This window comes from Fodinisporobacter ferrooxydans, from assembly GCF_022818495.1.
Classification (GTDB): Bacteria; Bacillota; Bacilli; order Tumebacillales; family MYW30-H2; genus Fodinisporobacter; species Fodinisporobacter ferrooxydans.
In genome coordinates, this window is sequence record NZ_CP089291.1 from 1,207,410 (window position 1) to 1,231,847 (window position 24,438).

Here is a 24,438-nt window from a genome sequence, read left to right on the forward strand (position 1 = left end):
AAATTTTAATAATCTCCTGAATAATCAATTGATCTACTACAATGTTTTATCAAGAAAATTGAATCAAACATTAAAGCGGAAATGCATAACATCTCCATCCTGTACGATATACTCTTTTCCTTCTAATCGTAATTTTCCCTGGTCCCTTGCAGTTACCATTGAACCTGCTTGTACAAGATCATCATACGCTACTACTTCTGCACGAATAAATCCACGTTCAAAGTCAGTATGAATCACCCCCGCCGCTTGCGGCGCCTTCGTCCCTTTTCGAATTGTCCATGCCCGTACTTCTTGTACTCCTGCTGTAAAGTACGTATACAATCCAAGAAGTTTATAAGCAGCGCGAATAAGTCGGTCTAGGCCTGATTCTTCAAGTCCTAATTCCTCTAAAAACATTTGCCGGTCTTCGCCTTCAAGTTCAGCGATTTCTGACTCTACTTTGGCACTAATTACAATAACTTCGGCTTCTTCTTTTGCAGCATATTGCCGTACTTGCTCGACGTAAGTATTTGCATTTGCATTTGCAACTTCCTCTTCAGCTACATTTGCTACATACAATATCTTTTTTTGCGTTAACAAATGCAAATCCCGTACCAATGCCCATTCTTCTTCCGTTAATTCCAACGTCCGCGCTGCTTGTCCTGCCTCTAGAGTCGTTTTGATTTGTTCGAGAACAGATACTTCCTGTTGATATTTTTTATCACCACTTTTCAATTGTTTCTTGGTTTTCTCCATGCGCTTATCAATTGACTCCATATCTGCCAGGATTAGCTCCAAATTGATGGTCTCAATGTCATCGATCGGGTTTACTTTTCCGGATACATGTGTAATATTGGAGTCTTCAAAACAACGGACGACTTGAATAATGGCATCCACTTCGCGAATATGCGAAAGAAACTTATTTCCTAAACCTTCTCCTTGGCTGGCTCCTTTTACTAGTCCAGCAATATCAACAAACTCAAATGCTGTAGGAACAATCCGATTGGGGTTTACGATATCCGCTAACTGTTGCAGCCGAGGATCAGGGACTTCCACCACTCCTACATTTGGATCGATTGTACAGAACGGGTAATTTGCTGCTTCAGCTCCAGCTTTTGTTATCGCATTAAACAACGTTGATTTCCCTACGTTTGGTAATCCTACAATTCCAGCTTTTAAAGCCATTTTGTTACGCCACCTCTATTTTTATTAGAATCTAAACATAATTCAAGTTGTTTCCGTAGTATATTTTAACTTTGTCGATTTCGAAGATTCATCGATATCGTTCCATATAAATTATTTTCAGGTTTAAAAACTTCTTTGCACATCTGAAAGCTTTCGTGCCGATTCTCAACATTAAAAAACTAGCTCTTATTTTATGTAAATATTTTAATGTTTTCAATCCCTGCTACACGTCAAAGAGAAATATAAGCATTATAAGCTAAAATGTTGCACGTGAAACATTAAACATTTTTGATCGATTCCCAATTAAAGCAATCTGAATAAATTGAAACTAAAATCAGATGAATTTTTTCTCCATCTGATTTTTTTGATTAATAGTGCGTGTTCAAAAAGTGGTTAAGTAAGACACAAGGAGTGCGAAGCCGAAGCACGAAAAGGCGACGGAGTGTACGTGTTTGGTACATGAGTAAGCCTTTTTGGGATTCGGCAAAGCAATCCGCCGTGGAGTTTTGACTACTTTTTGAACATCCTCTAATAAAGTCTCACTAAGTGCTTTAGTACTTGAGTCTAGACTTATCCCTGCCATTATATTGAAAAGTTCAAGTAAAAACAATCGAAATTGCAATGTTTTCATTTCTTCGTTTAAAATTTAGGCAACATGTCTAAATTATGCCCTTCTACTCGTTCACCCGTCCCTGCACTCTGTTCAATCACCCAATCGCCCTCCTTATTTAAATCATCAATGCTGTCAATCAATCCCTGATTAGCCAATTGCCGTACCTCTTCTATTGACAGTATTTTCCCGCTTTCCGTTTTAATATATGCTATGTCACCATTACCATCTTTTCGAATTGCGATAATTTTTTCAGACATTCATAATGCCTCCTCTGACTATGCACGAACAAAGTCGAACATTTAACGGATGTTTCCATAGTCGGATTTTTTACATATAGCATGGACAGAATTTGCATTCACTATGAGTGCGTGTTCAAAAAGTGGTTAAGTAAGACACAATCCAAACGATTAAATTTTTTTCAAATTAATGCGACAATCGTATTGGGCACTGCCAATTCCAAGATCTGATAAATAGTTGGCAGTAAGTATATTGACTGATTTTCCTTCTTTAGTAGAAAAACCCTGTTCTATTTTTATCGTTTGCTCTTGCAATCCTGATGATACTTTAACACGCCCTACTAATGAACCACGATCATTCCAGATAAGGATCCGATCTCCAGTAGTTACACTTCGCTGCATTGCAATTGCTTTCGATATCTCGATTTGCGGCAACTCAATTTGACCATTGATTGTATACCCTTGTGAATTTAGCGATTTTCTAGGATGAACTGTCAAAAGATGAAATGGATATCGGTTTCTATATCGTTCATCCTGATTCTCAAGATACACAGGCAACGCACCGCTTTCTTCACCCGCCAATGATGATAAGAATTCATATTTACCGGATGGTGTTGCAAATTCTCCTTCTTTCCAAGGTACTTCCGGAATAGGAAATCGCAGATATCCGGCTTTCTGCAAACGCTCGCTGGAAATACCATACTCCTTTAATTTACCAAACGCACGATCTATCCATTCTTTCGGTGAACCTGCCATTTCTGCTCCAAACCCAAGTCGGTTTGCTAACTCTTGCCATATCTCCAGATCTGGCTTTGTATCTCCAATTCGAGAAATAACCGGATTCATATATACCATGTACGGACTCCACATTGTTGAAAATAAAACATCTTCTTCCTCAAGCGCATGCAGACACGGCAAGATATAGTCTGCCAACTTAGCAGTTTCCGTCATAAACATGTCTATAACAACTTTCACCGGTATCGACTGGTATGCGCGAATCGTCTTATTTGCATCCGGAATTTGCGTGATCGGGTTTGCACGTGTAACGAAGAGCATCTGAATCGGAGGGTTCTGAGCCTGTATGATTTCATCTGCCTGCGTAATTTTTGTAAATTCCCGATACGCATAGCGTTTATCCAATGCTGTAAACGCATCCCAATCAAAGAATTTGGAAATACCCCGATTGGCATAATTCACACCAGCTCCAGAAATCCCTATATTCCCGCTAATTGCTGCCAAAGCATCGATTGCCCGAATGGTATTGCCGCCGTTTGAATATCGTTGCAATCCAATTCCTAATAGTGTACAAGTAGGTTTTGCATCACCATATATAGCAGCAAGCTGCATAATCTGCTCAGATGAAATGCCTGTCATTTCACTGACTCTGTCTAAGGAAAAAGATTGCAGTGAATCATGAAATTGTTGGAATCCTACTGTTCTATTTTTTATAAACATTTCATCTGCTAAATTAAGATCAATTAATTGTTTGCATACGCCAAAAGCTAATGCGCCATCCGTTCCGGGTCTTGGATGAAACCGATTCGCGACAAAACGGTCAAAGTCCGTAGGGGACGGATTGATAACTGTAATCGGAACACCTCTAGCCATGGCACGTTTAATAAATGGCATCATATGCATGTTCGTAACATTAACATTTCTGCCCCATATGACGATATGTCCAGAATGTTCAGCCATATCGTCCGGACTATGGCTGGCCGAATATCCAAAATCAAACCTTTGTGCCTCTAAACCTGCACCCCAGCACAAACTGCCAATCGTATCTGTAAAACCGCCAAACAAATTGAAAAATCGGGTCTCCATTGTTTTTAATAAAGTGCCAGAACCATAATCGTAGTGATGTAATATCGATGTTGGACCGTAGGATGAGCGGAAATTGCTCATGTATTCCGCAATTTCATCCAATGCAAGCTGCCAACTGATTTCATGAAAACGTCCATTTATCTTTTTTAGAGGCGTTAGGATTCTCTCTTTATGATATAAACGATCTACTAGCTTTCTTCCCTTACCGCAAATCATTCCCTGAGTGATCGGATGTTCCGGATCACCTTCTATATGCCGGATCCGCCCATGTTCATCGACTGTAGCCACCATTCCGCAAGCATCCCAGCAATCCAACGGACAAGCTGTACGTATATGTTTCATTTGACTTACTCCTTTGACTTATTCCTGACAGATCGGGTTTATGACTACTCTGTCGTACTTTCCGAGCGGAGAATTTTCTTTAGATCTTTCTCAAATTTACTTCTTGGCATTAATACACTACGACCACAATATTCGCACTTGATTCGTATGTCCATACCCATCCGAATAATTTTCCATTCATTTGTCCCACATGGATGAGGTTTTTTCATCATAACAACATCATTCAATTGAAATGTTTTTTGCATTAGGATCCCTCACCTTGCTTTTTCTCTAATTCAGTAGTTAATGAATCGGATTTTTTCTCAATCGCTGAAGATGTGATTAGTACTTGGTGCGGATAAGGAATCTCAATGCCAACTTCGTCAAATTTTCCTTTGATCCGTTTGAAAATCTCTCTTTGAACACTATAATTCATGAGAGGATTACATTCTACGGTAGAACGAATCACTACCTCAGAAGCTCCAAACGATTGCACCCCCATAACTTGAGGTTCACCTATCATATCGGGTACATCGATTTTTGCTTGCAGCATTACATCTTTAATTACATCAAACACGCGGTCCAAATCCTCATTGTAGGACACTCCAACATCGATAACTGCCAAGGAGTTTGCATTTGAAAAATTGGTCACTTGTGTAATACTGCTATTCGGCAGAATATATATTTCGCCTGTCCATGCACGCAGCTTTGTAATCCGCAATCCAAATTCTTCAACCGTTCCCCGAAACTGACCTGTCTGAATCGAATCTCCGACTGCAAATTGATCCTCAAAAATGATAAAAAATCCTGTGATTACATCTCGCACGAGATTCTGTGCACCAAAACCAATCGCGACACCTACTACCCCAGCTCCAGCCAATAGAGTCGTGACAGGGATATTCAATGCTTCTAATATCGCCATGATTAGCAAAAAGTACACAACATATCGAAGGACATTTATGACTAATGATTGCAGCGTCCGATTTCTTCTTTCATTCAACCGCAATGCACGATGCTGAAATACACGTTGAATAAAGGAAGTTCCAAATTTGATAACGATTTTCGCTAATATGTACCAAATTAGTAGCTTAATTAGAAAGATAGCAATCGATTCATACAAGTCGATGGACATGACTTGTAAATATAATCGATGAAATAAACTTTGCATGGAAACAATACTTGGATTTTTCGTATTCATTTGCAATATCCCCTCCTATAGAAATCCAAAGGACTTTCATCAATAGTACAACAATGCGCCAACATTACAAGATGTTTTGACACATCTACTATTATAACAAAACACTTTGGATTACTCTTATAGTCTCCGGGATATTCACTCTTTATTAACTTGTCCACGATTACCCAAATAGCAAACCCTTTACCAAGGATTCAGTGAAAAAGACGTTCTGACAAATAAAGATTGCTGCAATGAATGATCCAACCAAGCAAATCCGTGGAACCAGGTCAACAAGCTTAGACATGAAATACTGAACATCCATGCTGCAATACCTAGTATTCCATATATCATGGCTCCAGTTAACTTGCTATCCCACATGCCGCTTCTTGGCGGCCATACAGTGATTAAGGAACGGCGAATCATCTGAATGGAAATAAAAAATGCAATCCCTGTTATACTCGTCATAACGTAATTATAGGATTTATTCCATATTTCAAGATCCCGATTGAACATATTGGATCCGACCGGAATTTCACGTACAATATGAAAAAAGGTTGCTGATACTGGTGTTGTTTCATTTATGTGGTATTGAATCCACTCGAGCAAACGAATTTGCAACTCCGGCTGAATTACGAAATGCTCCGTCGAAGGAATGATATCTTTTACTACGATCGCTACAATAGAAAATGCCATGAAATCCATTACAGCATTTAATCCTCTACGTTTCCATCCGATGCAACATGACCAAACGAGGTATAAAACAGCCATGATATCGATTTCCATATCTATCACCCATGTCCTAGCAATCTTTCTGATATTTTTGGCTATGTTTTTATAATCGTACTCTCATCATCCATACCTGCGTTTCATGATACTCTATGACATTATATAAGGAAGTAGAACCATCGGTGGAATATGTCTAAATGGAAAGGAAACTCGAGATCTAGTGAAAGCATAAGTGAAGTCGGAGTCTATCTGAAAAAACTGTTTCTGAAAAATCTATGCAAATATTGATTCAAAACAATCGTATAATTACTCCCCAAAAAGTTCTTACAAAATGCACACGTATCTTAAGTATATGTTGTAAAAATTTTGCATATACTATCAGTATACTTTTTTAAGGTGGAGGAGCCTATGTTTCGAAGTATTCGTAATCGTCTGCCTCAAATTCCCTATAAAATTGACCATGCAGATTCGTTAGCGATACCAACTGTTCGGGATCTTTTGTATGAAACGTTACAAAGAGGAAAATCAGAGCAACAAGATTTGGTTATCGTCTGCATCGGAACAGACCGGTCCACTGGTGATTCACTAGGTCCTTTAGTAGGCACTTTTCTTAAAAGATCTTTACACCATTCGGTTATTCATCAAAATCAAAACGTATATGTCTATGGCACGCTGGATCAACCCGTACATGCGGTAAATCTTCAGGAAACAATTGCTGCAATCCAGAAAAACCACAATCGGCCTTTTATTTTAGCTATTGATGCCTGCCTTGGAAAATTGGCTAATGTGGGTACGATTCAATTAGCACACGGACCTTTAAAACCTGGAGCTGGTGTCAATAAGGAGTTGCCTGAAATAGGAGACATGCATATTACGGGGATTGTAAATGTTGGTGGATTTATGGAGTACTTTGTATTGCAAAATACCCGTTTACATCTTGTTATGTCAATGGCCGAATGCATATCAAATATCATTAAAGAAACTATGCTATTGAATTATAAACAAAAGCTCTCTACATTTTATATACAGTCAGAAAATCCTTCCCTTTATATGCAATAAAAACCCAACTCGTTTTTAAAAAGTCGGGTTTTTTTTTTACAATTCCAAATGTATTATGATTCGTTTGTTTGCAATGCTTTTTGTATTGCCAGTTTTTCTTCTTCTGTAAGCGGATATGTTGAGGAACCTTGAGTTACGGGTTTTGCATAAGTCCTTGATTCTTCTCTCCCATAAATACTGGATAAGACCACACCGTCACCCTTTGAATTCAAAAGTGCAACTGCATAACTTAAATCACTTCCGGTATTTCCAAACGCATTAAAACGTATTACACCAATCGTACCAAGTTTATTCGTAATTCTCTGCTCAAGACTTTCAATTGAAATTGACAATTGTTTTTGCTCGTGCATCGATTTCTGAACATCTTCAACGTATTGAAATAATAATTGCTCCAAATCGAGTTTTTTCTTGACGGTCATGATACGTTGATACTGTTTTCGCAATTGGGCAAAACGAATTAGAAACATCAGCAATAGTATAAATATAAGAATCAACAGTCCAAGAACAGTCAGGGTAATAACCTCTATATTGTCTAAGATAAGCGAATGTAACGAAATCATAAAAAAGCTCCTCCCGGTCCACGATCCAACAACGTAACATGTATTGTTGCCTAAATCAGATGTAATAATGCCCATTTCACTATAGCGACTATAACCAAAGATGGCAACATGTTTCCCACTCTAATTTTTTTTATGTCCAAAATATTTATGCCAATGGCCAAGATCATTAACCCGCCTGTTGCAGTCACAACATTAACAATCGCAGGATTGTATAATACTTGCCCAAACACATGTGCAATTAGTGCAATAAGTCCTTGATATAAGAAGATAGGGATGGCAGCTAATCCAACCCCAATTCCCATTGTTGACGAAAATACTACTGAAGTAAATCCGTCTAACATGGATTTTGTATATAAGAGGTGATGGTCATTTGCGAGACCTGACTGTATTGCCCCAAGTATGGCCATCGACCCGACACAAAATATTAAACTTGCAGAAACAAATGCTTCAGCAATTCGATTCTCTCCATTCCTTTGAAACTTGCTTTCTACCCATTGTCCAAATCGCAACAAAAAGCCTTCAATATCAAGCCATTCACCAATAATAATTCCAAACACCAGACTGATAATCATAATCAATATATCGTTTCCCGCTTTTAGAGACATCGAAAGGCCGATTATAGAAACACTTAAACCAAGGCCCTGCAATACAGTCGTCTTCATTTGTTCGGGAATCTTGGGTAGTGCAATTCCAATGAACGTACCAAGCAATACCGATACAGCATTTACAAAAGTGCCTAACAAAAACATATATATCCCCTCTACAACCAAATTCTTTTCTCTATTTGTATTATCCCATTTACATTTCTTTTAAAATTTCACTGATTGCATATAAAAATATGTCAATTTCCTCTTCTGTATTAAAAAAACCTACACTGACACGCGCAGCACCCGTATCCGATGATCCTGATGCTTTATGAGCAAGGGGTGTACAATGTAATCCGGTTCGAACGGCAATTTGATAATACTTATCCAGGATGAATCCAAGTTCTGTTGAATCCAATCCGTCTATTACAAAGGAAACCACAGGCGCCCGCAAAGAAAGTTGATCAGGACCTAGAATTTTAATTCTTTCATATTGATTCAAACCATGAAGAATTTTTCGAGTCAATTGCAACTCATGATCTCGAATGTTTGCAATCCCCTTTTTTTGAATAAATTGAATTCCTGCTAATAGTCCGGCAATTCCAACCGTATTTCTTGTTCCACTTTCATATCGATCCGGTCTCACCTTGGGCTGGTCGATCGATTCACTGTTTCCGCCAGTCCCACCGTACATAAGAGGCTCCAGTTCAATGCTTGGATGCACATATAAAAACCCGGTACCTTGTGGACCATATAATGATTTATGGCCAGGTGCCGCAAGCATTTGTATATTCATTTCATGCACATCGATATCCAAAACACCTGCTGTTTGTGCTGCATCAACAAGAAAACAGATTCCATGTTTCCCTGCAAATTCACCAATACTATGTAAATCAATAATGCTTCCTGTCAGATTGGAAGCATGGGATGCAACAATCATTTTGGTATTCCCTTTTAAAGCGCTATAAATATCCTGGGGATTCATTAATCCTTTTGAATCTACCGATACATATGTAATTTCAATTTGATATTTTCGTTTCATGTATTCTAAAGGTCGTCGAACAGAATTGTGTTCCAACATGGTAGTTATTACATGGTCTCCCGGTTTCAGAAATCCTTGAATGGCCAGATTTAACGATTCCGTGGTATTTTGTGTAAATATAACATCCTCCGCATGTGCGATTCCAAACAGTTTTGCGATTTCCTGACGAGCCTGGAATATCACCCGTGCTGCCTGGTTTGCCAAAGCATGGCTTCCTCGACCGGGATTCCCTGCATATTCCTTCATACATTCCATCATGGCATTTATCACTTCCGGAGGTTTAGGAAATGAAGATGCAGCATTATCGAGATAGATCATAGAATTATCCCATCTTTCTAGTCAATAAAATAAAAACTATCTCACCACTGCAAACGGTGAGAAATCAAAAAGCAACTAAACATTAGTGTATGTTTCGTAACCCGATAATTCAAGCTTTATTCTTGAACAAATGAAACACTCGATAACAAACATCTCACTATTTTCATCATCGCATGATGAATTAAGATAGCGAATCCCCCTGTTATTGGTGACCATCGTTATAAATTCAGGTCTTAGATATAACTATTTTTCGTTTTGTTATGATTTGTCATTCAAAACTCATGAATATAAAGTAAATGGAGACGACAGATGTCATCCCCCAAATAATATAAATTCATTTTTTTGAATCGCCAACTTCAGAAATAAGCTGAATAATACGCTCTAAATCCTCCGGCGAAAAGAAATCAATTTCTATTTTTCCCCGCTTTTTCCCTTGTTGAATTCGTACAGAAGTACCTAAATAGGATCGAAATTGATCTTCATATTGTTTTAATAGGGAGTTCTTTTTATCAGGCCTTTTCGGTTCTCGCGTGATTCCGGAGGATAAACGATTGACAAGTTGTTCAACTACTCGAACACTTAAATCTTCCTCTGTAATTTTTTGCGCTAATGTCTTTTGTTGGCTCTCATCTTGCAAACCCAGAATTGCCCTTGCGTGTCCCATCGTTATTGTTCCACGTGAAACATAATCTCGAACTTCTTTTGGCAAATGAGTAAGACGTAAGTAATTCGCAACATGAGAACGGCTTTGCCCTACTTTTTTTGCGAGTTCTTCCTGTGTCAAATTGAAATTCTCCATTAGCTTTGAATAGGCCTCTGCAATTTCAATGGGATTTAAGTCTTCTCTTTGCAAGTTTTCAATTAAAGCAATTTCGCTCAATTGAATATCTGTAAACTCCCGAACAACAACCGGTACGTATTGCAGTTTTACAAGTTTAGCAGCTCTCCAGCGTCTTTCTCCCGCAACAATTTCATAACCATTAAAACTTTTCCGAACGACTAGTGGCTGAATAATACCATGTTCTTCAATCGAATTGGCTAATTCCTGTAGTTTCCCTTGATCAAAAACTCGTCTCGGCTGAAAGGGATTTGGCCGTAACTCATTGACTTCAATTTGAGTCACAGGATCTTGCTCATCAACGCCGAGTTGAGGAAACAATGCCTCCAGACCCTTTCCTAAACGATTTTTACTCATGATGGCTACTCACTTCCTTAGCCAGATCAAGATAACATTCAGCTCCTCTTGACTTAGCATCATATTGAATGATTGATTGCCCATGGCTAGGCGCTTCACTTAGTCGTACATTACGAGGAATCACGGTTTGATATACTTTTTCACGAAAATACTTCTTAACATCCTCAATCACTTGAATTCCCAAATTTGTACGCGCATCCAACATGGTCAAAAGCACACCTTCAATCTCCAGAGCCGTATTCAAATGTTTTTGAACCAAGCGTATCGTGTTTAATAATTGACTTAACCCTTCCAAAGCATAGTATTCGCATTGGATGGGAATCATAACAGAATCAGAAGCAGTCAAGGCATTTACGGTTAATAAACCCAATGAAGGAGGGCAGTCAATCAATATAAAGTCAAAATATTGTTTTAGAGGTTGAATTGCTTTTCGTAATCGTACCTCTCTGGAAATTGTCGGTACAAGCTCAATTTCCGCACCAGCCAGTTGAATCGTAGCAGGCAAAATTTTTAGTGTATCAATCTCAGTGGCCAAAACTGCATCACTTGCAGGGACATCATTTATGATTACATCATAGATACAATGGTGAACGTCTGCTTTATTTACACCAATACCGGACGTTGTATTTCCTTGAGGGTCAATATCGATAAGCAGCACACGCTTCCCTAAACTTGCAAGGGACGCACCAAGATTTACAGAAGTAGTTGTCTTCCCAACTCCTCCTTTTTGATTGGCAACGGCTATTACTCTTGCCATTTCGTCACCTCATTCCTGAAACATTCGGCATCTAAAAAATATTCGCCATACGTATTGTTCATCCTGCATAATCCTCGCTTGTTTCACTACTAATTTTAGGGAAAAATTATTTGATATGCTGAAGAGTAATCAACAAGAAAGCCCCCGATGCAACCGGAGGCAACCAATTTTTATATCGTAAACAGAAACATACTCAAAACTTCATTTCCACTTGGTTAAACATACAGAACATCTATTTTTTGTTTTTAGGAACGCGAATCGTAAACTGGTAAAATTCCTCATGATCTTCTTCTTCTGTGTCGACTGTTAGTCCATTCTTTTGGATCATATCCAAAGATTGGCGAATCGTATTGACTGCCAACCGGACATCCTTTGAAAACGAAATTCGTTTTGGCTTCGGCTTTGCTCGCTCTTGCATTTGCTCCAGAATCTGCTTTACTTTCCCCTCTGTCTGCTTCACGTTTAGATCTCGTTCCTGAATTTCTTTTACAATCTTTAGTTGCAAATCTACAGACGGTAAAGATAACAATGCACGCGCATGGCGTTCTGTGATGATTCGATTCATCAGTGCTTCCTGCACCTGTTCAGGCAAATGCAGCAAACGCAGCTTATTTGCAATCGTCGATTGTCCTTTGCCTAAACGCTGCGCAAGGCTTTCTTGCGTCAAACCATGAAGCTCCAACAATTGTTGATATGCAATTGCTTCCTCAATTGCAGTTAAACCTTCTCTTTGCAAATTCTCAATAAGCGCGACTGATGCTGCCTGGGAATCGCCCATTTCTCGAACGATCGCCGGAATTGTGGGCAACCCCAGTTTTTTGGCCGCTCTCCAGCGACGTTCTCCTGCAATCAACTCATAGGAATTCTCAACTTTGCGTACGATAACTGGCTGAATCATTCCATGTGTACGAATGGTTTGACTTAATTCCTCAATTTTATCATCATCAAAAACGGAGCGAGGTTGATACGGACTTGAGATAATTTCATCAACAGGTACCTGTTTGACTTCCTCTTGCCCTTGAACCCGATTATCAAAACCAAACAACCTTGTCAATTGATCTCTCATCCTGGAAATCACCAACCCTGCAATTTCTCGCTACCGTACAAGAATATCCTGTAGACACTAGCAAATTTTTATATTCGTCATTCGTGGGAAGGATTCCTGCAAATGATCTATACTAATGGTCTTTTTTGCGGCACGCCCGCTTTTCTTGGAAATGATTTCGGACACTGCTTCACCTTTCGAATCACAAGAATGCATCGCTTTCCTGCCTGTAAAGGCAAATCCACAGGTATCACTTGTTCAATTTCGCCGCCCAATTGATGCACAGCGCTTTTACCTTCTCTCGCTTCTTCCTCTCCCTCAAGACCTTTTAAGGCGAGAAAACATCCATTCACTTTCACAAAAGGCAAACAATATTCCGCCAATACCGGCAAGCGGGCGACCGCCCGTGCAGTCACTTGATCAAAGGATTCTCTCCAAGCAGGGCGCCTGCCAAAATCTTCAGCGCGTCCATGTACGGCTGAGACATTATTTGATATCCGTAATCCCAGAATTAATTCACCAAGGAATTGAATTCGCTTCTGTAAGGAATCCAAAATTGTAACCTGTAATTCAGGATACACAATTCGCAGCGGTATGCTTGGGAAACCTGCACCTGCCCCAATATCTAACAGGGATCCCCGCGTTTGCAAAGATGGTGCGGATGCAAGTGTCAATGAATCATAGAAATGTTTCAGATATACATCCAGCACTTCTGTTAAAGCTGTTAAATTCATACGTTCATTCCATGCAATTAACATTTGATAATACGAGAAAAATTGTCTTAGCTGATCCGAACCCAATGATAAGGAAAGCCCTTCACACCATTCTTGAAATTGGGGTTCGAGGGTTTGCTGTTGAACCATCAACTGCCGATCCATCGAACTATCCATTTGCCACGTTCCTTTTTCCGCGAGATTCCAGATAAATCAATAAAATCGATATATCCGCAGGCGTTACACCCGAGATCCTCGAAGCTTGTCCAATCGAACGCGGGCGAATGTTTTTCAACTTTTCTCTCGATTCGGAAGATAATCCTTTGACAACCTGATAATTGATATCATCAGGAATTAGCTTTTGTTCCAACTTTTTTTGCTTTTCGATCTGCTGTGTCTGTTTTTCAATATATCCCGAATACTTAATCTGAATTTCCACTTGTTCTTTCACATCTGGATGCAACTCCGTGTCAATGTTAGGCGCCAAAGACTCAATCAACTCATAATTAATTTCGGGTCGACGCAACAATTGTTCAAGGGACATTACATTCGCCAAAGGCATCGATCCGCTCTCTTGAATTTTTTTTATGACAATTGGATCCTCTGGTTTGACTCGGGTACTGGCCAAACGGTCTTTTTCCCTTGCAATCCACTCTTTCTTTTTAAGAAATTTATCAAAACGTTGTTCAGAAACCAAACCAATCCGATAACCTATTTCCATTAGACGCAAATCCGCGTTATCATGACGTAAAATCAACCGATATTCCGCGCGGGATGTCAATAGTCGATAGGGTTCACTGGTTCCCTTTGTAACCAAATCATCAATCATCACTGCAATATAAGCATCGGAACGATCCAAAACCAACGGCTCACGGTCCAAAACTTGTAATGCGGCATTAATTCCTGCCATAATCCCTTGTCCAGCAGCCTCTTCATATCCTGAAGTACCATTGATCTGACCAGCCGTGAAAAATCCTTTGACTTCTTTTGTCTCCAGAGTTGACCAAAGTTGTGTAGGCATAATGGCATCATATTCGATTGCGTAGCCAGGCCTCATCATTTCTACATGTTCCAGTCCGGGAATGGATTTTAACATCAACAATTGAACATCTTCCGGCAAGCTTGTCGATAGTCCTTGTACATACCATTCAGCAGTATGGCGACCTTCCGGCTCCAAAAATATCTGATGGGACGGGCGATCAGCAAAACGCACAATTTTATCTTCAATAGACGGACAATACCGCGGTCCGGTTCCTTTTATTTCACCAGAGTACATGGGGCTGCGGTGGAGATTTTCCCCGATAATGGCATGTGTTGTTTCCGATGTATATGTTAGCCAGCAAGGGACTTGTTCCCGTTCCGGCACGTTGTCATCGTACGAAAAATGCAAAGGCTCTTCATCCCCCGGCTGTACCGTCATTTTTGAAAAATCGATCGTATGCTTGTTTACCCGCGGAGGAGTGCCCGTTTTAAAGCGCGCCAACTGAAATCCTAAATCCAGTAAACTATCCGTTAATTTCATGGCTGGCATTTGACCATTTGGACCACTTTGATAGGAAATATCACCAATGATGATCCGGCCCCGCAAATATGTACCCGTTGTCAATACAACAGCTTTTGACCGATAAATCGCACCTGTTTTTGTAATGACTCCTCTTACACGGCCATTTTCAGTAACAACTTCTTCCACCATTCCTTGCCGTAATGTAAGATTCGGTTCATTCTCTATCGTATGCTTCATGGCTTGTCCATACAAAAATTTATCGGCTTGAGCCCGCAACGCATGTACAGCAGGTCCTTTCCCCGTGTTTAACATGCGCATTTGAATATAGGTTTTATCAATATTCCGAGCCATCTCGCCGCCTAAGGCATCAATTTCCCGAACCACATTTCCTTTCGCTGGACCGCCAATCGCCGGATTACAAGGCATATACGCAACCGTATCAAGGTTAATCGTTAAAAGCAATGTACGACAGCCCATGCGTGCCGCCGCCAAAGCAGCCTCACACCCGGCATGTCCGGCGCCAATAACGATAACATGATATTCTCCAGCTTCATATTTCATACAATCCACCTACTTTCCTAAACAAAATTGTGAAAAGATTTGATCCAATAGATCCTCCCCAACTTCTTTGCCAATGACTTCGCCTAGCGTAGACCAGGCATTTTTTACATCAACAGCTACTAAGTCAAGTGTCATGCCCATTTGAGCGGATTGGACAGCTTCTGATAATTGTGTTTTTGCTTGCTCCAATAAAGCAATATGTCGTACATTCGTGGCATATGTCGCATCTTTTTGCTCGATTTGTCCACCCAAAAACAGTTCCTCTACCAGATCTTCAAAATTCTCTAAACCGATTCCCGTTTTTATTGAAGTATGTACAATTCGCTCTACGGGCATATATTGTCCAATTTGATCCAGTGAAACAGCAGATCCTAAATCGGCTTTATTGACGATTACAATACTCATTCGCTTTGAAGCTATTTGCAATAAATCCTCATCTGTAGCGCTTAATGGCTTGGATCCGTCCAAAACGACAACTGTCAGGTCCGCATCCTGAATCGCTTCTCTGCTTCTCTCCACACCGATTTTTTCAACAACATCCTCTGTTTCCCGAATGCCTGCCGTATCAAGAATCGTCAAAGGTATACCGCGAATATTGACGCTTTCCTCTAAAATATCACGGGTAGTGCCTGGAATATCAGTAACAATCGCCCGCTCAGTACGAGACAATCGATTTAATAACGACGATTTGCCAACGTTCGGTTGACCAACAATAACCGTTTTTAGTCCTTCTCGCAAAATTCTTCCGTGGCGTGCACCATGTAATATGCGCTGAATTCGCTCAATGGCAACCTCTCCATCCTGGATCACACGTCGAACCGTTACATCCTCTACATCATGTTCCGGATAATCAATTGTTACTTCAATATGTGCCAACAATTCAATCAACTTTTGCCTTAATAGACGAATTTCTTGGCTCAAGCTTCCCTCTACCTGCTTTAGAGCTACTTGCATAGCCGTATCCGTCTTCGCACGAATCACGTCGATCACTGCTTCCGCTTGGGAAAGATCAATCCTTCCATTCAGAAACGCTCGTTTCGTAAATTCACCAGGCTCTGCCAATCGCGCACCTGCTTCCAGAATCGTTTCCAGTACACGGCGAATGGCTACTATACCACCATGACATTGCACTTCTACAACATCCTCTGCGGTATAACTTCTTGGAGAACGCATTACAAGTACAAGCCCCTCGTCAATAATATCCCCAGTGGAAAACTTTCGAATATGACCATAATGTACTGTATGTGACGCTACAGTTTCTAACCGCTTTTTCCCTGTAAAAACTTTATCCACAATGCGAATCGCTTCCGGTCCGCTGATGCGAACGATTCCAACACTACTCTCCCCAAGAGCGGTCGCAATCGCAGCTATCGTATCCCAATCATTCACAACTTTCGCTCCTTACTTTTCCACAATAGTATAGATTCACAATATCATGCAAAGTTGTGCACATTATATTGTAACACACCGATTTGCAACTCTAAACACATCCGGAAAAATTATCAACATGTGAATAGAATAATAAAAAACTCCTTCCCTCATAGCAGGTAAGAAGTTTTCCACATGTGCACACTTTTTTAAAAAATAAAAAGAGCCTATCGATTCAATGCAAACATTTGAATCAACGCTCTTGATCGTAAGAAACCTATTTATATAATCATGAAAGTTTGATCATGAAAGTTTTAATTTGGAATAATGACGATTTTGCGATAAGGCTCTTCCCCGCGGCTTTGTGTTTTTACATCTTTTCGTTCTTGCAACCGACTATGAATCACTTTACGCTCCGATGCAGACATAGGTTCTAAAACCACTTCCGTCCGCTGCCGAGCAGCCCGATCCGCCAAACGATCTGCAAGCTTCTCTAATGTTTCTCTTCTTCGGCTTCGATAGCTTTCTGCATCCAAAACAATTCGAACAAATCGATCCGAATGTTTATTTGCAACAAGATTTACAAGATACTGTAACGAATCGAGAGTATGGCCGTGTTTTCCTATCAGAACACCAATATCGGAACCAAACATATGAAATTCAAATCGGTCTTCTTTATTAAGCCTCTCAATTTTTACGTTTTGAAGGCCCATAGCTTCTACAATCTGAAGCAAAAACTCATATGCCTCTTCAACTGCATCTTTCGATTCCACTGTGGTCAGCTTGGTTTCTATCAAATCATTTTTCAATGAGTCCGTCGCCGTAGTCATTTCCACATTTGCCGCAGAATTTGATGCGAATACAGTATCGACAGACGAACCGGTATCAGATCTTACCTCCTGTTCAACCTTAATCACCAACTCGACTTCCACTTCCGCATCTCGAGTTCCGATCAAACCGAACAAACCACGGCTCGGTTGCTTTAGAACCGTAATGTTTACTTGTTCCTTCGTTGCCTGCAACCGTTGTAAAGCCTTTTGCACCGCTTCATCAATTGTTTTTCCGGTCGCCACCACTTTTTTCATTTAGCCGTTGCCTCCTCCTTTTTCGCAGGCAATGTCTTTGTAAAATAGGTTTGCGCAATTGTGAACACACTACCATATACCCAATATAAAGCTAAAGCCGCTGGAAACTTAAAGCTAATAAACAGGATCATAACCGGATAAATGATCAGCATCATTTTTTGCTGCTGCTCACTCATGCCGCCAATCGTGCCAACCATCATCATTTTCTGTTGGAAATATGTCAAAGCTGCTGCCAAAATCGGCAATATGTAAAAATGATCAGGCAACCCTAAGCTGGACACCCACAAAAAGCTGGCAGACTTGATACTCGTGTTATACATAATTGCCCGGTACAAGGCCAACAGGATTGGCATCTGAATCAAAATTGGAAAACAACCGGAAAGAGGATTCAGATTATACTGCTGGTACAACTTCATCATTTCCTGCTGCATTTTTTGAGCGTCATTTTTATGCTTATCCCGGATCTTTTTAATTTCTGGCTGCAACACCTGCATTCCTTTGGTATACCGCAACTGTTTTAGATAAAAAGGTAATGTTGCCAGACGGATAATCAATGTCACGATCAGGATGGACCAGCCATATCCGGTATAATGCGCGAAAAAATCAATGCCATCAGATATAAATGAAACAAAATTCGACCACCAACTCAAAGGGGTTTGCCTCCAATTCAAAACAGATTATGGTACCGGATCATATCCACCTTTATGCCAAGGCCCGCATTTTAGTATCCGAATCATGGACAAATAACCACCATAAACAGCACCATATTTGCGCACTGCCTGTAAAGCATACTCGGAACAAGTAGGTGAAAATCTGCAACTTGGCGGTTTCAATGGTGAGATCCACATTTGATAAAAACGAATACAAGCAATCAAAATCATTTTCATGTGCGAAACAACCCGGCATTGGAAAATGCATGTATCAGGTTTTTTTTGACTTCTTCAAATTCCAGTTCTACAACACGCGGGCGTGCAATAATTACAATGTCGAACCTGGAATCGATTTGTTCGGAAATATCGGCTATTGCCGCTTTTAACAATCGCTTGACACGATTGCGGACCACAGCTTTTCCAACTTTTTTGCTGACAGAAAATCCAATATGAAATTCAGAAGGTAATTCTTGAGGCTTAAAATAAACAACGAGGAAGCGATTGGCAAAAGATCTGCCATGTTTAAAAACTTCCTGAAATTGTTCATTTTTGCGAAGTTTGTGTTGTGATCGCATGGATCTCTATCCTTTTCAACCGCTTACACTAAAAAATCATACATAAACGAAATCTAAAAGTAATAATTTGATATTGTCGAATATTGTCTATAGAAAAAGCTATATAGAGACATATGCAGCACCTTTGTAAATGCAGTACCTTTGTAAATTTGCAAAATATCTTTTCAGTATCATGTATTTTCAACTATATGTAGAAAAAGGCCACCAAAGTGGGGCCTTACTTAAGCAGATAATACCTTTCTACCCTTACGGCGACGAGCAGCCAAAACTTTACGCCCATTCTTTGTGCTCATGCGTTTACGGAATCCATGAACTTTTTTACGTTTGCGAACATTCGGTTGGAAAGTTGGTTTCAATTCATACACCTCCATCGGTTAAAACAATCGTCCCGAAGATGACATTCCCTAATAGTATAACGACATCTATTATATACTGTCAAGAAGAGAAATAGCAAATAAAAAATCTGGATAACATGTGAATAATTTTATACCGGCATACGACATGTATCGACAACTTATTCACGACTTTATCCCCAATTCACAACCATGTGAATACACTAAACTGCTTATTGTTTGTCATGTGGATAAGTTTTTAAAAATGCATTGCTCCAACCTTTGCCGATCTGTTATCATAGTCTTATCTTGGGGATAATAAAAATCTATCCACAACTTTTTCCACAGGTGTGGATAACTTTGTTAATACTTATTCTCATGCTCTGAATAAAGTTATTCACAAAACTCGACATGTTGTTTACAATTTTCCACATATCATATAAAATATCGACGTTCTGCGACTTTTTTGTCCACAGTTCCTGTTCATACTTTTTATGTTCTGTGGGCTTTATTTGTGTCTTTAATTTGGGAACGTTCGCATGATTTTCACCTTTTACGTAATTACTTTTTGTACGTGAGCTAGGAGGAGGTTCCGCGCAACATGGATCGCCGCGCACAAGAATTGTGGGAAAACACGTTAGCGGCTTTAGAAAACCGCTTAAGCAAGCCAAGTTATGAAACATGGTTAAAAGCCACAAAAGCACATTCTTTCGATGGACAAAGCTTATTTATTCAAGCGCCTAATGAATTCGTCAGGGACTGGCTGGATTCACACTATACTTCGATTATTGAAGAGATGTTAAAACAATTGACCAAAAAAAATCTTTCCGTACGATTTACCATCCCTCAATTCCCGAATGAAGATGCGCATGTTGCCCAAAAACCAGCGGAAAACCAACCGGAACTACCGACTGCAGCCGCCGAAGAATTTGTACCAACCATGTTAAATCCAAAATATCGATTTGAAACCTTCGTGATCGGCGCTGGAAACCGATTTGCTCACGCAGCCAGCCTTGCAGTTGCAGAAGCGCCGGCAAAAGCATACAATCCTTTATTTATTTACGGTGGGGTAGGTCTTGGAAAAACACACCTCATGCATGCGATTGGTCATTATGTATTACAGCAAAATCCATCTTCAAAGGTTTTATATATTTCTTCCGAAAAATTCACGAACGAATTTATTACGGCCATTATGAATAATAAAGGTGCGGATTTCCGTAATAAATATAGAAATATTGACGTTCTGTTAATTGACGATATTCAATTTTTGGCTGGAAAAGAACAAACACAAGAAGAGTTTTTTCATACATTCAACGCATTGCATGATGCCGAAAAACAAATTATTATTTCCAGCGACCGCCCGCCAAAAGAGATACCTACACTCGAAGATCGCTTGCGTTCCCGATTTGAATGGGGATTAACCACAGATATTCAAATCCCTGATTTAGAAACCCGTATTGCGATTCTCTATAAAAAAGCAAAAGCGGATGGGCTGGACATTCCTGATGAAGTCATTATGTATATAGCCAATAAGATCGATACAAATATTCGAGAGCTGGAAGGCGCTTTAATTCGAGTTGTTGCATACTCATCGTTAACCAATCGGGATATGTCGATGGAATTGGCAGAAGAAGCACTTAGAGACATCATTTCACCCAGCAAGACAAAAATCATTACAATCGCAGATATTCAAAAAATAGTCGGGGAACATTTCAGTTTAAAAATTGAGGATTTCAAAGCAAAAAAACGTACGAAAGCCATTGCATTCCCGCGTCAAATTGCGATGTATCTGGCACGAGAAATAACCGATTGTTCACTTCCGAAAATCGGAAGCGAGTTTGGCGGAAGAGATCATACGACAGTCATTCATGCACATGAAAAGATTACAAAAGAAATCACTCAAGATTTCTCACTCCGTCAAACGGTTGAACATCTGAAAGAAAAAATTACGCAATAAATAGAAATTCACATGGGTTTGCTGAATATGTGGATAAATTCGGGTCGATTGTAAACAACTTGTCCACAATGATGACATGTGGATTTCATTGGATGCTTCCTGCCTTTTTGAAATTATCCACATATTCAGGGCCCCTACTACTATTATTACTATATTTATATTCTTACTATTACTATCTATGCTACCTTGAAGAGACTTATTCCTAAAATTTTTAGGAGGCTTATCCATGCATATAACCATTGATCGCAGTCACTTTTTAACCGCCATTCAATCTGTTCAAAAGGCAATTTCTACAAAAACAACAATTCCCATATTAACTGGCATCAAATTAAGTGTGACAGAACAAGGTTTAAAAATGACTGCAACTGATTTACAAATCGGTATCGAAACAATCGTACAGAAAGAACAAAATGGAGAAACAATCCTGCAAATTCATCAATTGGGATCGATTGTATTAACAGCAAAATATCTAGGCGAAATCGTTCGCAAATTACCACAAGCAACCGTTGATATTGAAGTGAAACAAAATTATTTAACCATTATTCGTTCTGGTACTTCCGAGTTTAATTTACATGGTTTAGACGCAGAAGAATTTCCAAGATTGCCGCAAGTCACAGGAAATCAGGTTTTTAGCATACCAAGCGATCTATTAAAAGATATGATTCGTCAAACAGTTTATGCTGTTTCAACTGAAGAAATTCGTCCGGTTTTAACTGGTGTCGTTTGGTCGCTTAAAGAAGGCAATCTGAAATTTGTGGCAACAGATAGTCATCGATTGGCAAGCAGAAAAGTACAAGTAGAAGCACCGGAAGAAATGCAGCTTTTCAATATTATTGTTCCTGGGAAGAGTCTGCTTGAATTAGGCCGTTTATTATCAGAAGATGATACGTTAGTTGACATTGTTGTTGCAGATAACCAGGTATTGATTCACATGGGGAGAACCCAATTTTATTCCCGGCTATTAGAAGGCCAATATCCGGATACGACGCGAATCATTCCAAATACGTATAAAACGGCTGTCCAAGTCAAGACAAAAGATCTTCTTGATGCAGTTGAACGTGCTGCCTTAATTGCAAAAGACAATGACAACAATGTAGTTCGATTTAATATTAAACAAATGATCATTGATATCACTTCCAATTCACCGGATGTTGGAAAAGTATCAGAAACACTAAAGCCAATCCAGGTATCAGGAGAAGATATGATCATTGCTTGTAATGCAAAATATCTGATTGAAGCACTACGCGTAATTACAAGCCCTGAAATTACTGTTGAATTTACAGGCTCCATGAGTCCTATACTATTAAAACCCCTGGACAATCCGGGATATTTGACACTCGTTCTGCCAGTCAGGATTTATTAAGAATTTTTTTATGTCACTCCCTGAAGGAGGATCCATCGACAGATGACAGATATAAAAATTACGACAGAGGAAATAACACTCGGGCAATTTTTAAAATATGCGGATGTTATTACGTCAGGCGGCGATATAAAATGGTTTTTGAGTGAATATGAAATACATGTCAATGGAAAACTTGAAAATCGCCGGGGGAAAAAATTGTATCCAGGAGATATGATTGCCATTCAGAATATAGGAATATTTAAAATTGTCCATTAAATTTAATTTCAAAGGATACCGTCATGTTTGTAACAGCATTGCAAGCAAAACAATTTCGCAACTATCAGTCTCTTGCCATTGAATTTTCGCCTACTGCGAATTTGATCGTCGGTCAAAATGCACAAGGAAAAACCAATATTCTGGAAGCCATTTTGATGCTTGCGGTTGCTAAATCACACCGCACCAACAAGGATCAGGAAATGATTCGCTGGGGCAGCGAGAAAGCGACAATTTCTGCCTCAATCAATAGATCTGAAAGGCGCTATAAGCTGGAATTGGATGTCTTGAAAAAAGGCAAACGAGCTTTGATTAATGGAGTGGAAAAACGCAAAATGAGTGACTTCGTCGGTCATTTAAATATTGTGTTATTTGCCCCAGAAGATTTGACCCTAGTGAAAGGCAGTCCGCAAATCCGCAGAAAATTCATGGATTTGGAAATTGCGCAAATGAGTCCCAAATATTTGTACCATTTGTCCCAGTATCAAAAAGTATTGCAACAACGAAACAGTATTTTAAAAAATGGACAGCAGCAATCCATTCGCTCTATACAACCGATTCTTGCAGTTTGGGATGAACAAATCATTGAACACGGAATAAAAGTCATTCGAAAACGTTATGAATTTATTCACAAATTGCAAAAATACGCAAATCAAATTCATCAACAAATATCAGGAGGCAGAGAAGATCTTTCCTTGAGTTATGTAAGTTCCATTCCAATATTTCTCCCTGATACTACATGTAAAGAAGAAATGAACCCACTTTCTGCTGAACAAATGCGGGAAGTTTATATAAATCAACTTGAGCAACGCATGCCGCAAGATTTACAGAGAGGCAGCACATCAATAGGCCCACATCGAGATGATGTACAGGTATCCATTCACGATAAGCCGGTTGATATTTATGGATCCCAAGGACAACAGCGAACAGCCGCTTTATCCATGAAACTCGCAGAAATAGACTTGATCAAAGAAGAGGTCGGGGAATATCCAATTTTGCTTTTAGATGATGTGTTATCCGAATTGGACGAACAGCGTCAGCAACATTTGGTAAAATCAATGGGCGAAAAAGTACAAACATTTATTACGGCTACCACAACCTATGGATTGGAGATTTTTTTAAAAAATCATGCCGAAGTTTTTTCTGTCAATTCTGGTATAATAACCAAGGAAGGGTAGGTGTCCCGTTTTTGTTTATACATTTAGGCGGAGATGTAATGGTCTCTAGTAAAGATGTAATCGCAATTTTTGATTTAAGAATGAAAGAGGAATCGGAAGAAACCGCAAAATACCTGCAAAAAGTTGAGAAAAACGGAAAAATTGTCATGATTGATCCCGATGATTCAAAATCGTTTGTCGTAACCAACGATTACATCTATTATTCGCCAATCAGTTCACTAACACTTAAAAAACGGGCGAGTTATATGGATGAATTGGAATAATGGGAGTTGAAAAAGGCAC

General features: G+C 39.5%; 26 protein-coding genes. 6 read left to right on the forward strand and 20 right to left on the reverse strand.

The window, feature by feature from the left end; genetic code table 11:
• Positions 1–63: 63 nt before the first annotated feature.
• From ychF to LSG31_RS05710, 6 genes are all read right to left on the reverse strand, one after another.
• Positions 64–1,164, reverse strand: coding sequence for a redox-regulated ATPase YchF (gene ychF, locus LSG31_RS05685; RefSeq protein ID WP_347438425.1), 1,101 nt, complete (start codon positions 1,162–1,164; stop codon positions 64–66).
• 639 nt (positions 1,165–1,803) lie between these two features.
• Positions 1,804–2,034, reverse strand: coding sequence for a DUF3892 domain-containing protein (locus LSG31_RS05690; RefSeq protein ID WP_347438426.1), 231 nt, complete (start codon positions 2,032–2,034; stop codon positions 1,804–1,806).
• A gap of 150 nt (positions 2,035–2,184) precedes the next feature.
• Positions 2,185–4,176, reverse strand: coding sequence for a molybdopterin-containing oxidoreductase family protein (locus LSG31_RS05695; RefSeq protein WP_347438427.1), 1,992 nt, complete (start codon positions 4,174–4,176; stop codon positions 2,185–2,187).
• Between the two features lie 44 nt (positions 4,177–4,220).
• A complete protein-coding gene (locus LSG31_RS05700) occupies positions 4,221–4,421 on the reverse strand; it encodes a DUF951 domain-containing protein (RefSeq protein WP_347438428.1) in 201 nt (66 codons plus the stop codon).
• Positions 4,421–5,353, reverse strand: coding sequence for a mechanosensitive ion channel family protein (locus LSG31_RS05705; RefSeq protein ID WP_347438429.1), 933 nt, complete (start codon positions 5,351–5,353; stop codon positions 4,421–4,423). Before LSG31_RS05705 ends, LSG31_RS05700 begins: the two co-directional genes overlap by 1 nt.
• 180 nt (positions 5,354–5,533) lie before the next feature.
• Entirely contained in the window at positions 5,534–6,115 is a 582-nt protein-coding gene (locus LSG31_RS05710; RefSeq protein ID WP_347438430.1) for a hypothetical protein, read from the reverse strand.
• 351 nt (positions 6,116–6,466) lie between these two features.
• Between LSG31_RS05710 and yyaC the strand changes: the two genes are divergently transcribed.
• Positions 6,467–7,117: a spore protease YyaC gene (gene yyaC / locus LSG31_RS05715; protein WP_347438431.1), complete on the forward strand. Its 651-nt coding sequence runs from the start codon at positions 6,467–6,469 to the stop codon at positions 7,115–7,117.
• 53 nt (positions 7,118–7,170) lie between these two features.
• Here the strand turns inward: yyaC and LSG31_RS05720 are convergent, their stop codons facing one another.
• The 14 genes from LSG31_RS05720 to rpmH form a co-directional block, all read right to left on the reverse strand.
• Entirely contained in the window at positions 7,171–7,677 is a 507-nt protein-coding gene (locus LSG31_RS05720; protein ID WP_347438432.1) for a DUF4446 family protein, read from the reverse strand.
• A gap of 50 nt (positions 7,678–7,727) precedes the next feature.
• Complete coding sequence (locus LSG31_RS05725; protein ID WP_347438433.1) at positions 7,728–8,426, reverse strand: DUF554 domain-containing protein; 699 nt, start codon at positions 8,424–8,426, stop codon at positions 7,728–7,730.
• Between the two features lie 49 nt (positions 8,427–8,475).
• Positions 8,476–9,621: an aminotransferase class V-fold PLP-dependent enzyme gene (locus tag LSG31_RS05730; protein ID WP_347438434.1), complete on the reverse strand. Its 1,146-nt coding sequence runs from the start codon at positions 9,619–9,621 to the stop codon at positions 8,476–8,478.
• Between the two features lie 334 nt (positions 9,622–9,955).
• The gene (locus tag LSG31_RS05735; RefSeq protein WP_347438435.1) at positions 9,956–10,816 is read right to left on the reverse strand and encodes a ParB/RepB/Spo0J family partition protein; all 861 of its coding nucleotides are present in this window, start codon (positions 10,814–10,816) and stop codon (positions 9,956–9,958) included.
• Positions 10,809–11,573 (reverse strand): ParA family protein, encoded by a 765-nt coding sequence (locus tag LSG31_RS05740; protein WP_347438436.1) that lies wholly within the window; start codon positions 11,571–11,573, stop codon positions 10,809–10,811. The genes LSG31_RS05735 and LSG31_RS05740 overlap by 8 nt, the downstream gene beginning before the upstream one ends.
• Before the next feature lie 232 nt (positions 11,574–11,805).
• Entirely contained in the window at positions 11,806–12,639 is an 834-nt protein-coding gene (noc, locus tag LSG31_RS05745; RefSeq protein WP_347438437.1) for a nucleoid occlusion protein, read from the reverse strand.
• A 107-nt stretch (positions 12,640–12,746) separates the two neighbouring features.
• The gene (gene rsmG / locus LSG31_RS05750) at positions 12,747–13,508 is read right to left on the reverse strand and encodes a 16S rRNA (guanine(527)-N(7))-methyltransferase RsmG (protein WP_430734247.1); all 762 of its coding nucleotides are present in this window, start codon (positions 13,506–13,508) and stop codon (positions 12,747–12,749) included.
• Positions 13,501–15,396 (reverse strand): tRNA uridine-5-carboxymethylaminomethyl(34) synthesis enzyme MnmG, encoded by a 1,896-nt coding sequence (mnmG, locus tag LSG31_RS05755; RefSeq protein ID WP_347438438.1) that lies wholly within the window; start codon positions 15,394–15,396, stop codon positions 13,501–13,503. Before mnmG ends, rsmG begins: the two co-directional genes overlap by 8 nt.
• A 9-nt stretch (positions 15,397–15,405) precedes the next feature.
• On the reverse strand, positions 15,406–16,785 hold the full coding sequence (mnmE, locus tag LSG31_RS05760; protein WP_347438439.1) for a tRNA uridine-5-carboxymethylaminomethyl(34) synthesis GTPase MnmE: 1,380 nt from the start codon (positions 16,783–16,785) through the stop codon (positions 15,406–15,408).
• A 293-nt stretch (positions 16,786–17,078) separates the two neighbouring features.
• Positions 17,079–17,849 (reverse strand): RNA-binding cell elongation regulator Jag/EloR, encoded by a 771-nt coding sequence (gene jag, locus LSG31_RS05765; RefSeq protein ID WP_347438440.1) that lies wholly within the window; start codon positions 17,847–17,849, stop codon positions 17,079–17,081.
• On the reverse strand, positions 17,846–18,499 hold the full coding sequence (locus LSG31_RS05770; RefSeq protein ID WP_347438441.1) for a YidC/Oxa1 family membrane protein insertase: 654 nt from the start codon (positions 18,497–18,499) through the stop codon (positions 17,846–17,848). The genes jag and LSG31_RS05770 overlap by 4 nt, the downstream gene beginning before the upstream one ends.
• Positions 18,500–18,526: 27 nt before the next feature.
• Positions 18,527–18,736, reverse strand: coding sequence for a membrane protein insertion efficiency factor YidD (gene yidD, locus LSG31_RS05775; protein ID WP_347438442.1), 210 nt, complete (start codon positions 18,734–18,736; stop codon positions 18,527–18,529).
• Entirely contained in the window at positions 18,733–19,074 is a 342-nt protein-coding gene (gene rnpA / locus LSG31_RS05780; protein WP_347438443.1) for a ribonuclease P protein component, read from the reverse strand. Before rnpA ends, yidD begins: the two co-directional genes overlap by 4 nt.
• 221 nt (positions 19,075–19,295) lie before the next feature.
• Complete coding sequence (rpmH, locus tag LSG31_RS05785) at positions 19,296–19,445, reverse strand: 50S ribosomal protein L34 (RefSeq protein WP_347438444.1); 150 nt, start codon at positions 19,443–19,445, stop codon at positions 19,296–19,298.
• A 562-nt stretch (positions 19,446–20,007) separates the two neighbouring features.
• Between rpmH and dnaA the strand changes: the two genes are divergently transcribed.
• The 5 genes from dnaA (at position 20,008) to remB (ending at position 24,419) form a co-directional block, all read left to right on the forward strand.
• Positions 20,008–21,363, forward strand: coding sequence for a chromosomal replication initiator protein DnaA (gene dnaA / locus LSG31_RS05790; protein ID WP_347438445.1), 1,356 nt, complete (start codon positions 20,008–20,010; stop codon positions 21,361–21,363).
• 226 nt (positions 21,364–21,589) lie between these two features.
• A complete protein-coding gene (gene dnaN / locus LSG31_RS05795) occupies positions 21,590–22,726 on the forward strand; it encodes a DNA polymerase III subunit beta (protein WP_347438446.1) in 1,137 nt (378 codons plus the stop codon).
• Positions 22,727–22,768: 42 nt separating this feature from the next.
• Positions 22,769–22,981: a S4 domain-containing protein YaaA gene (gene yaaA, locus LSG31_RS05800; RefSeq protein ID WP_347438447.1), complete on the forward strand. Its 213-nt coding sequence runs from the start codon at positions 22,769–22,771 to the stop codon at positions 22,979–22,981.
• A gap of 23 nt (positions 22,982–23,004) precedes the next feature.
• Positions 23,005–24,156, forward strand: a complete 1,152-nt coding sequence (recF, locus tag LSG31_RS05805) for a DNA replication/repair protein RecF (protein ID WP_347438448.1) — start codon at positions 23,005–23,007, stop codon at positions 24,154–24,156.
• An 11-nt stretch (positions 24,157–24,167) separates the two neighbouring features.
• Positions 24,168–24,419: an extracellular matrix regulator RemB gene (gene remB / locus LSG31_RS05810; protein ID WP_347438449.1), complete on the forward strand. Its 252-nt coding sequence runs from the start codon at positions 24,168–24,170 to the stop codon at positions 24,417–24,419.
• Positions 24,420–24,438 lie beyond the last annotated feature (19 nt).

Coding starts and splice junctions, on each gene's coding strand:
- dnaN (WP_347438446.1), top strand. CDS start 21,590: ATGCATATAACCATTGATCGCAGTCACTTTTTAACCGCCATTCAATCT.
- LSG31_RS05740 (WP_347438436.1), bottom strand. CDS start 11,573: ATGGCAAGAGTAATAGCCGTTGCCAATCAAAAAGGAGGAGTTGGGAAG.
- LSG31_RS05730 (WP_347438434.1), bottom strand. CDS start 9,621: ATGATCTATCTCGATAATGCTGCATCTTCATTTCCTAAACCTCCGGAA.
- yyaC (WP_347438431.1), top strand. CDS start 6,467: ATGTTTCGAAGTATTCGTAATCGTCTGCCTCAAATTCCCTATAAAATT.
- LSG31_RS05705 (WP_347438429.1), bottom strand. CDS start 5,353: ATGAATACGAAAAATCCAAGTATTGTTTCCATGCAAAGTTTATTTCAT.
- LSG31_RS05735 (WP_347438435.1), bottom strand. CDS start 10,816: ATGAGTAAAAATCGTTTAGGAAAGGGTCTGGAGGCATTGTTTCCTCAA.
- LSG31_RS05710 (WP_347438430.1), bottom strand. CDS start 6,115: ATGGAAATCGATATCATGGCTGTTTTATACCTCGTTTGGTCATGTTGC.
- LSG31_RS05720 (WP_347438432.1), bottom strand. CDS start 7,677: ATGATTTCGTTACATTCGCTTATCTTAGACAATATAGAGGTTATTACC.
- ychF (WP_347438425.1), bottom strand. CDS start 1,164: ATGGCTTTAAAAGCTGGAATTGTAGGATTACCAAACGTAGGGAAATCA.
- dnaA (WP_347438445.1), top strand. CDS start 20,008: ATGGATCGCCGCGCACAAGAATTGTGGGAAAACACGTTAGCGGCTTTA.
- recF (WP_347438448.1), top strand. CDS start 23,005: ATGTTTGTAACAGCATTGCAAGCAAAACAATTTCGCAACTATCAGTCT.
- LSG31_RS05690 (WP_347438426.1), bottom strand. CDS start 2,034: ATGTCTGAAAAAATTATCGCAATTCGAAAAGATGGTAATGGTGACATA.
- rsmG (WP_430734247.1), bottom strand. CDS start 13,508: ATGGATAGTTCGATGGATCGGCAGTTGATGGTTCAACAGCAAACCCTC.
- LSG31_RS05695 (WP_347438427.1), bottom strand. CDS start 4,176: ATGAAACATATACGTACAGCTTGTCCGTTGGATTGCTGGGATGCTTGC.
- yaaA (WP_347438447.1), top strand. CDS start 22,769: ATGACAGATATAAAAATTACGACAGAGGAAATAACACTCGGGCAATTT.
- jag (WP_347438440.1), bottom strand. CDS start 17,849: ATGAAAAAAGTGGTGGCGACCGGAAAAACAATTGATGAAGCGGTGCAA.
- noc (WP_347438437.1), bottom strand. CDS start 12,639: ATGAGAGATCAATTGACAAGGTTGTTTGGTTTTGATAATCGGGTTCAA.
- yidD (WP_347438442.1), bottom strand. CDS start 18,736: ATGAAAATGATTTTGATTGCTTGTATTCGTTTTTATCAAATGTGGATC.
- rpmH (WP_347438444.1), bottom strand. CDS start 19,445: ATGGAGGTGTATGAATTGAAACCAACTTTCCAACCGAATGTTCGCAAA.
- mnmG (WP_347438438.1), bottom strand. CDS start 15,396: ATGAAATATGAAGCTGGAGAATATCATGTTATCGTTATTGGCGCCGGA.
- LSG31_RS05700 (WP_347438428.1), bottom strand. CDS start 4,421: ATGCAAAAAACATTTCAATTGAATGATGTTGTTATGATGAAAAAACCT.
- rnpA (WP_347438443.1), bottom strand. CDS start 19,074: ATGCGATCACAACACAAACTTCGCAAAAATGAACAATTTCAGGAAGTT.
- LSG31_RS05725 (WP_347438433.1), bottom strand. CDS start 8,426: ATGTTTTTGTTAGGCACTTTTGTAAATGCTGTATCGGTATTGCTTGGT.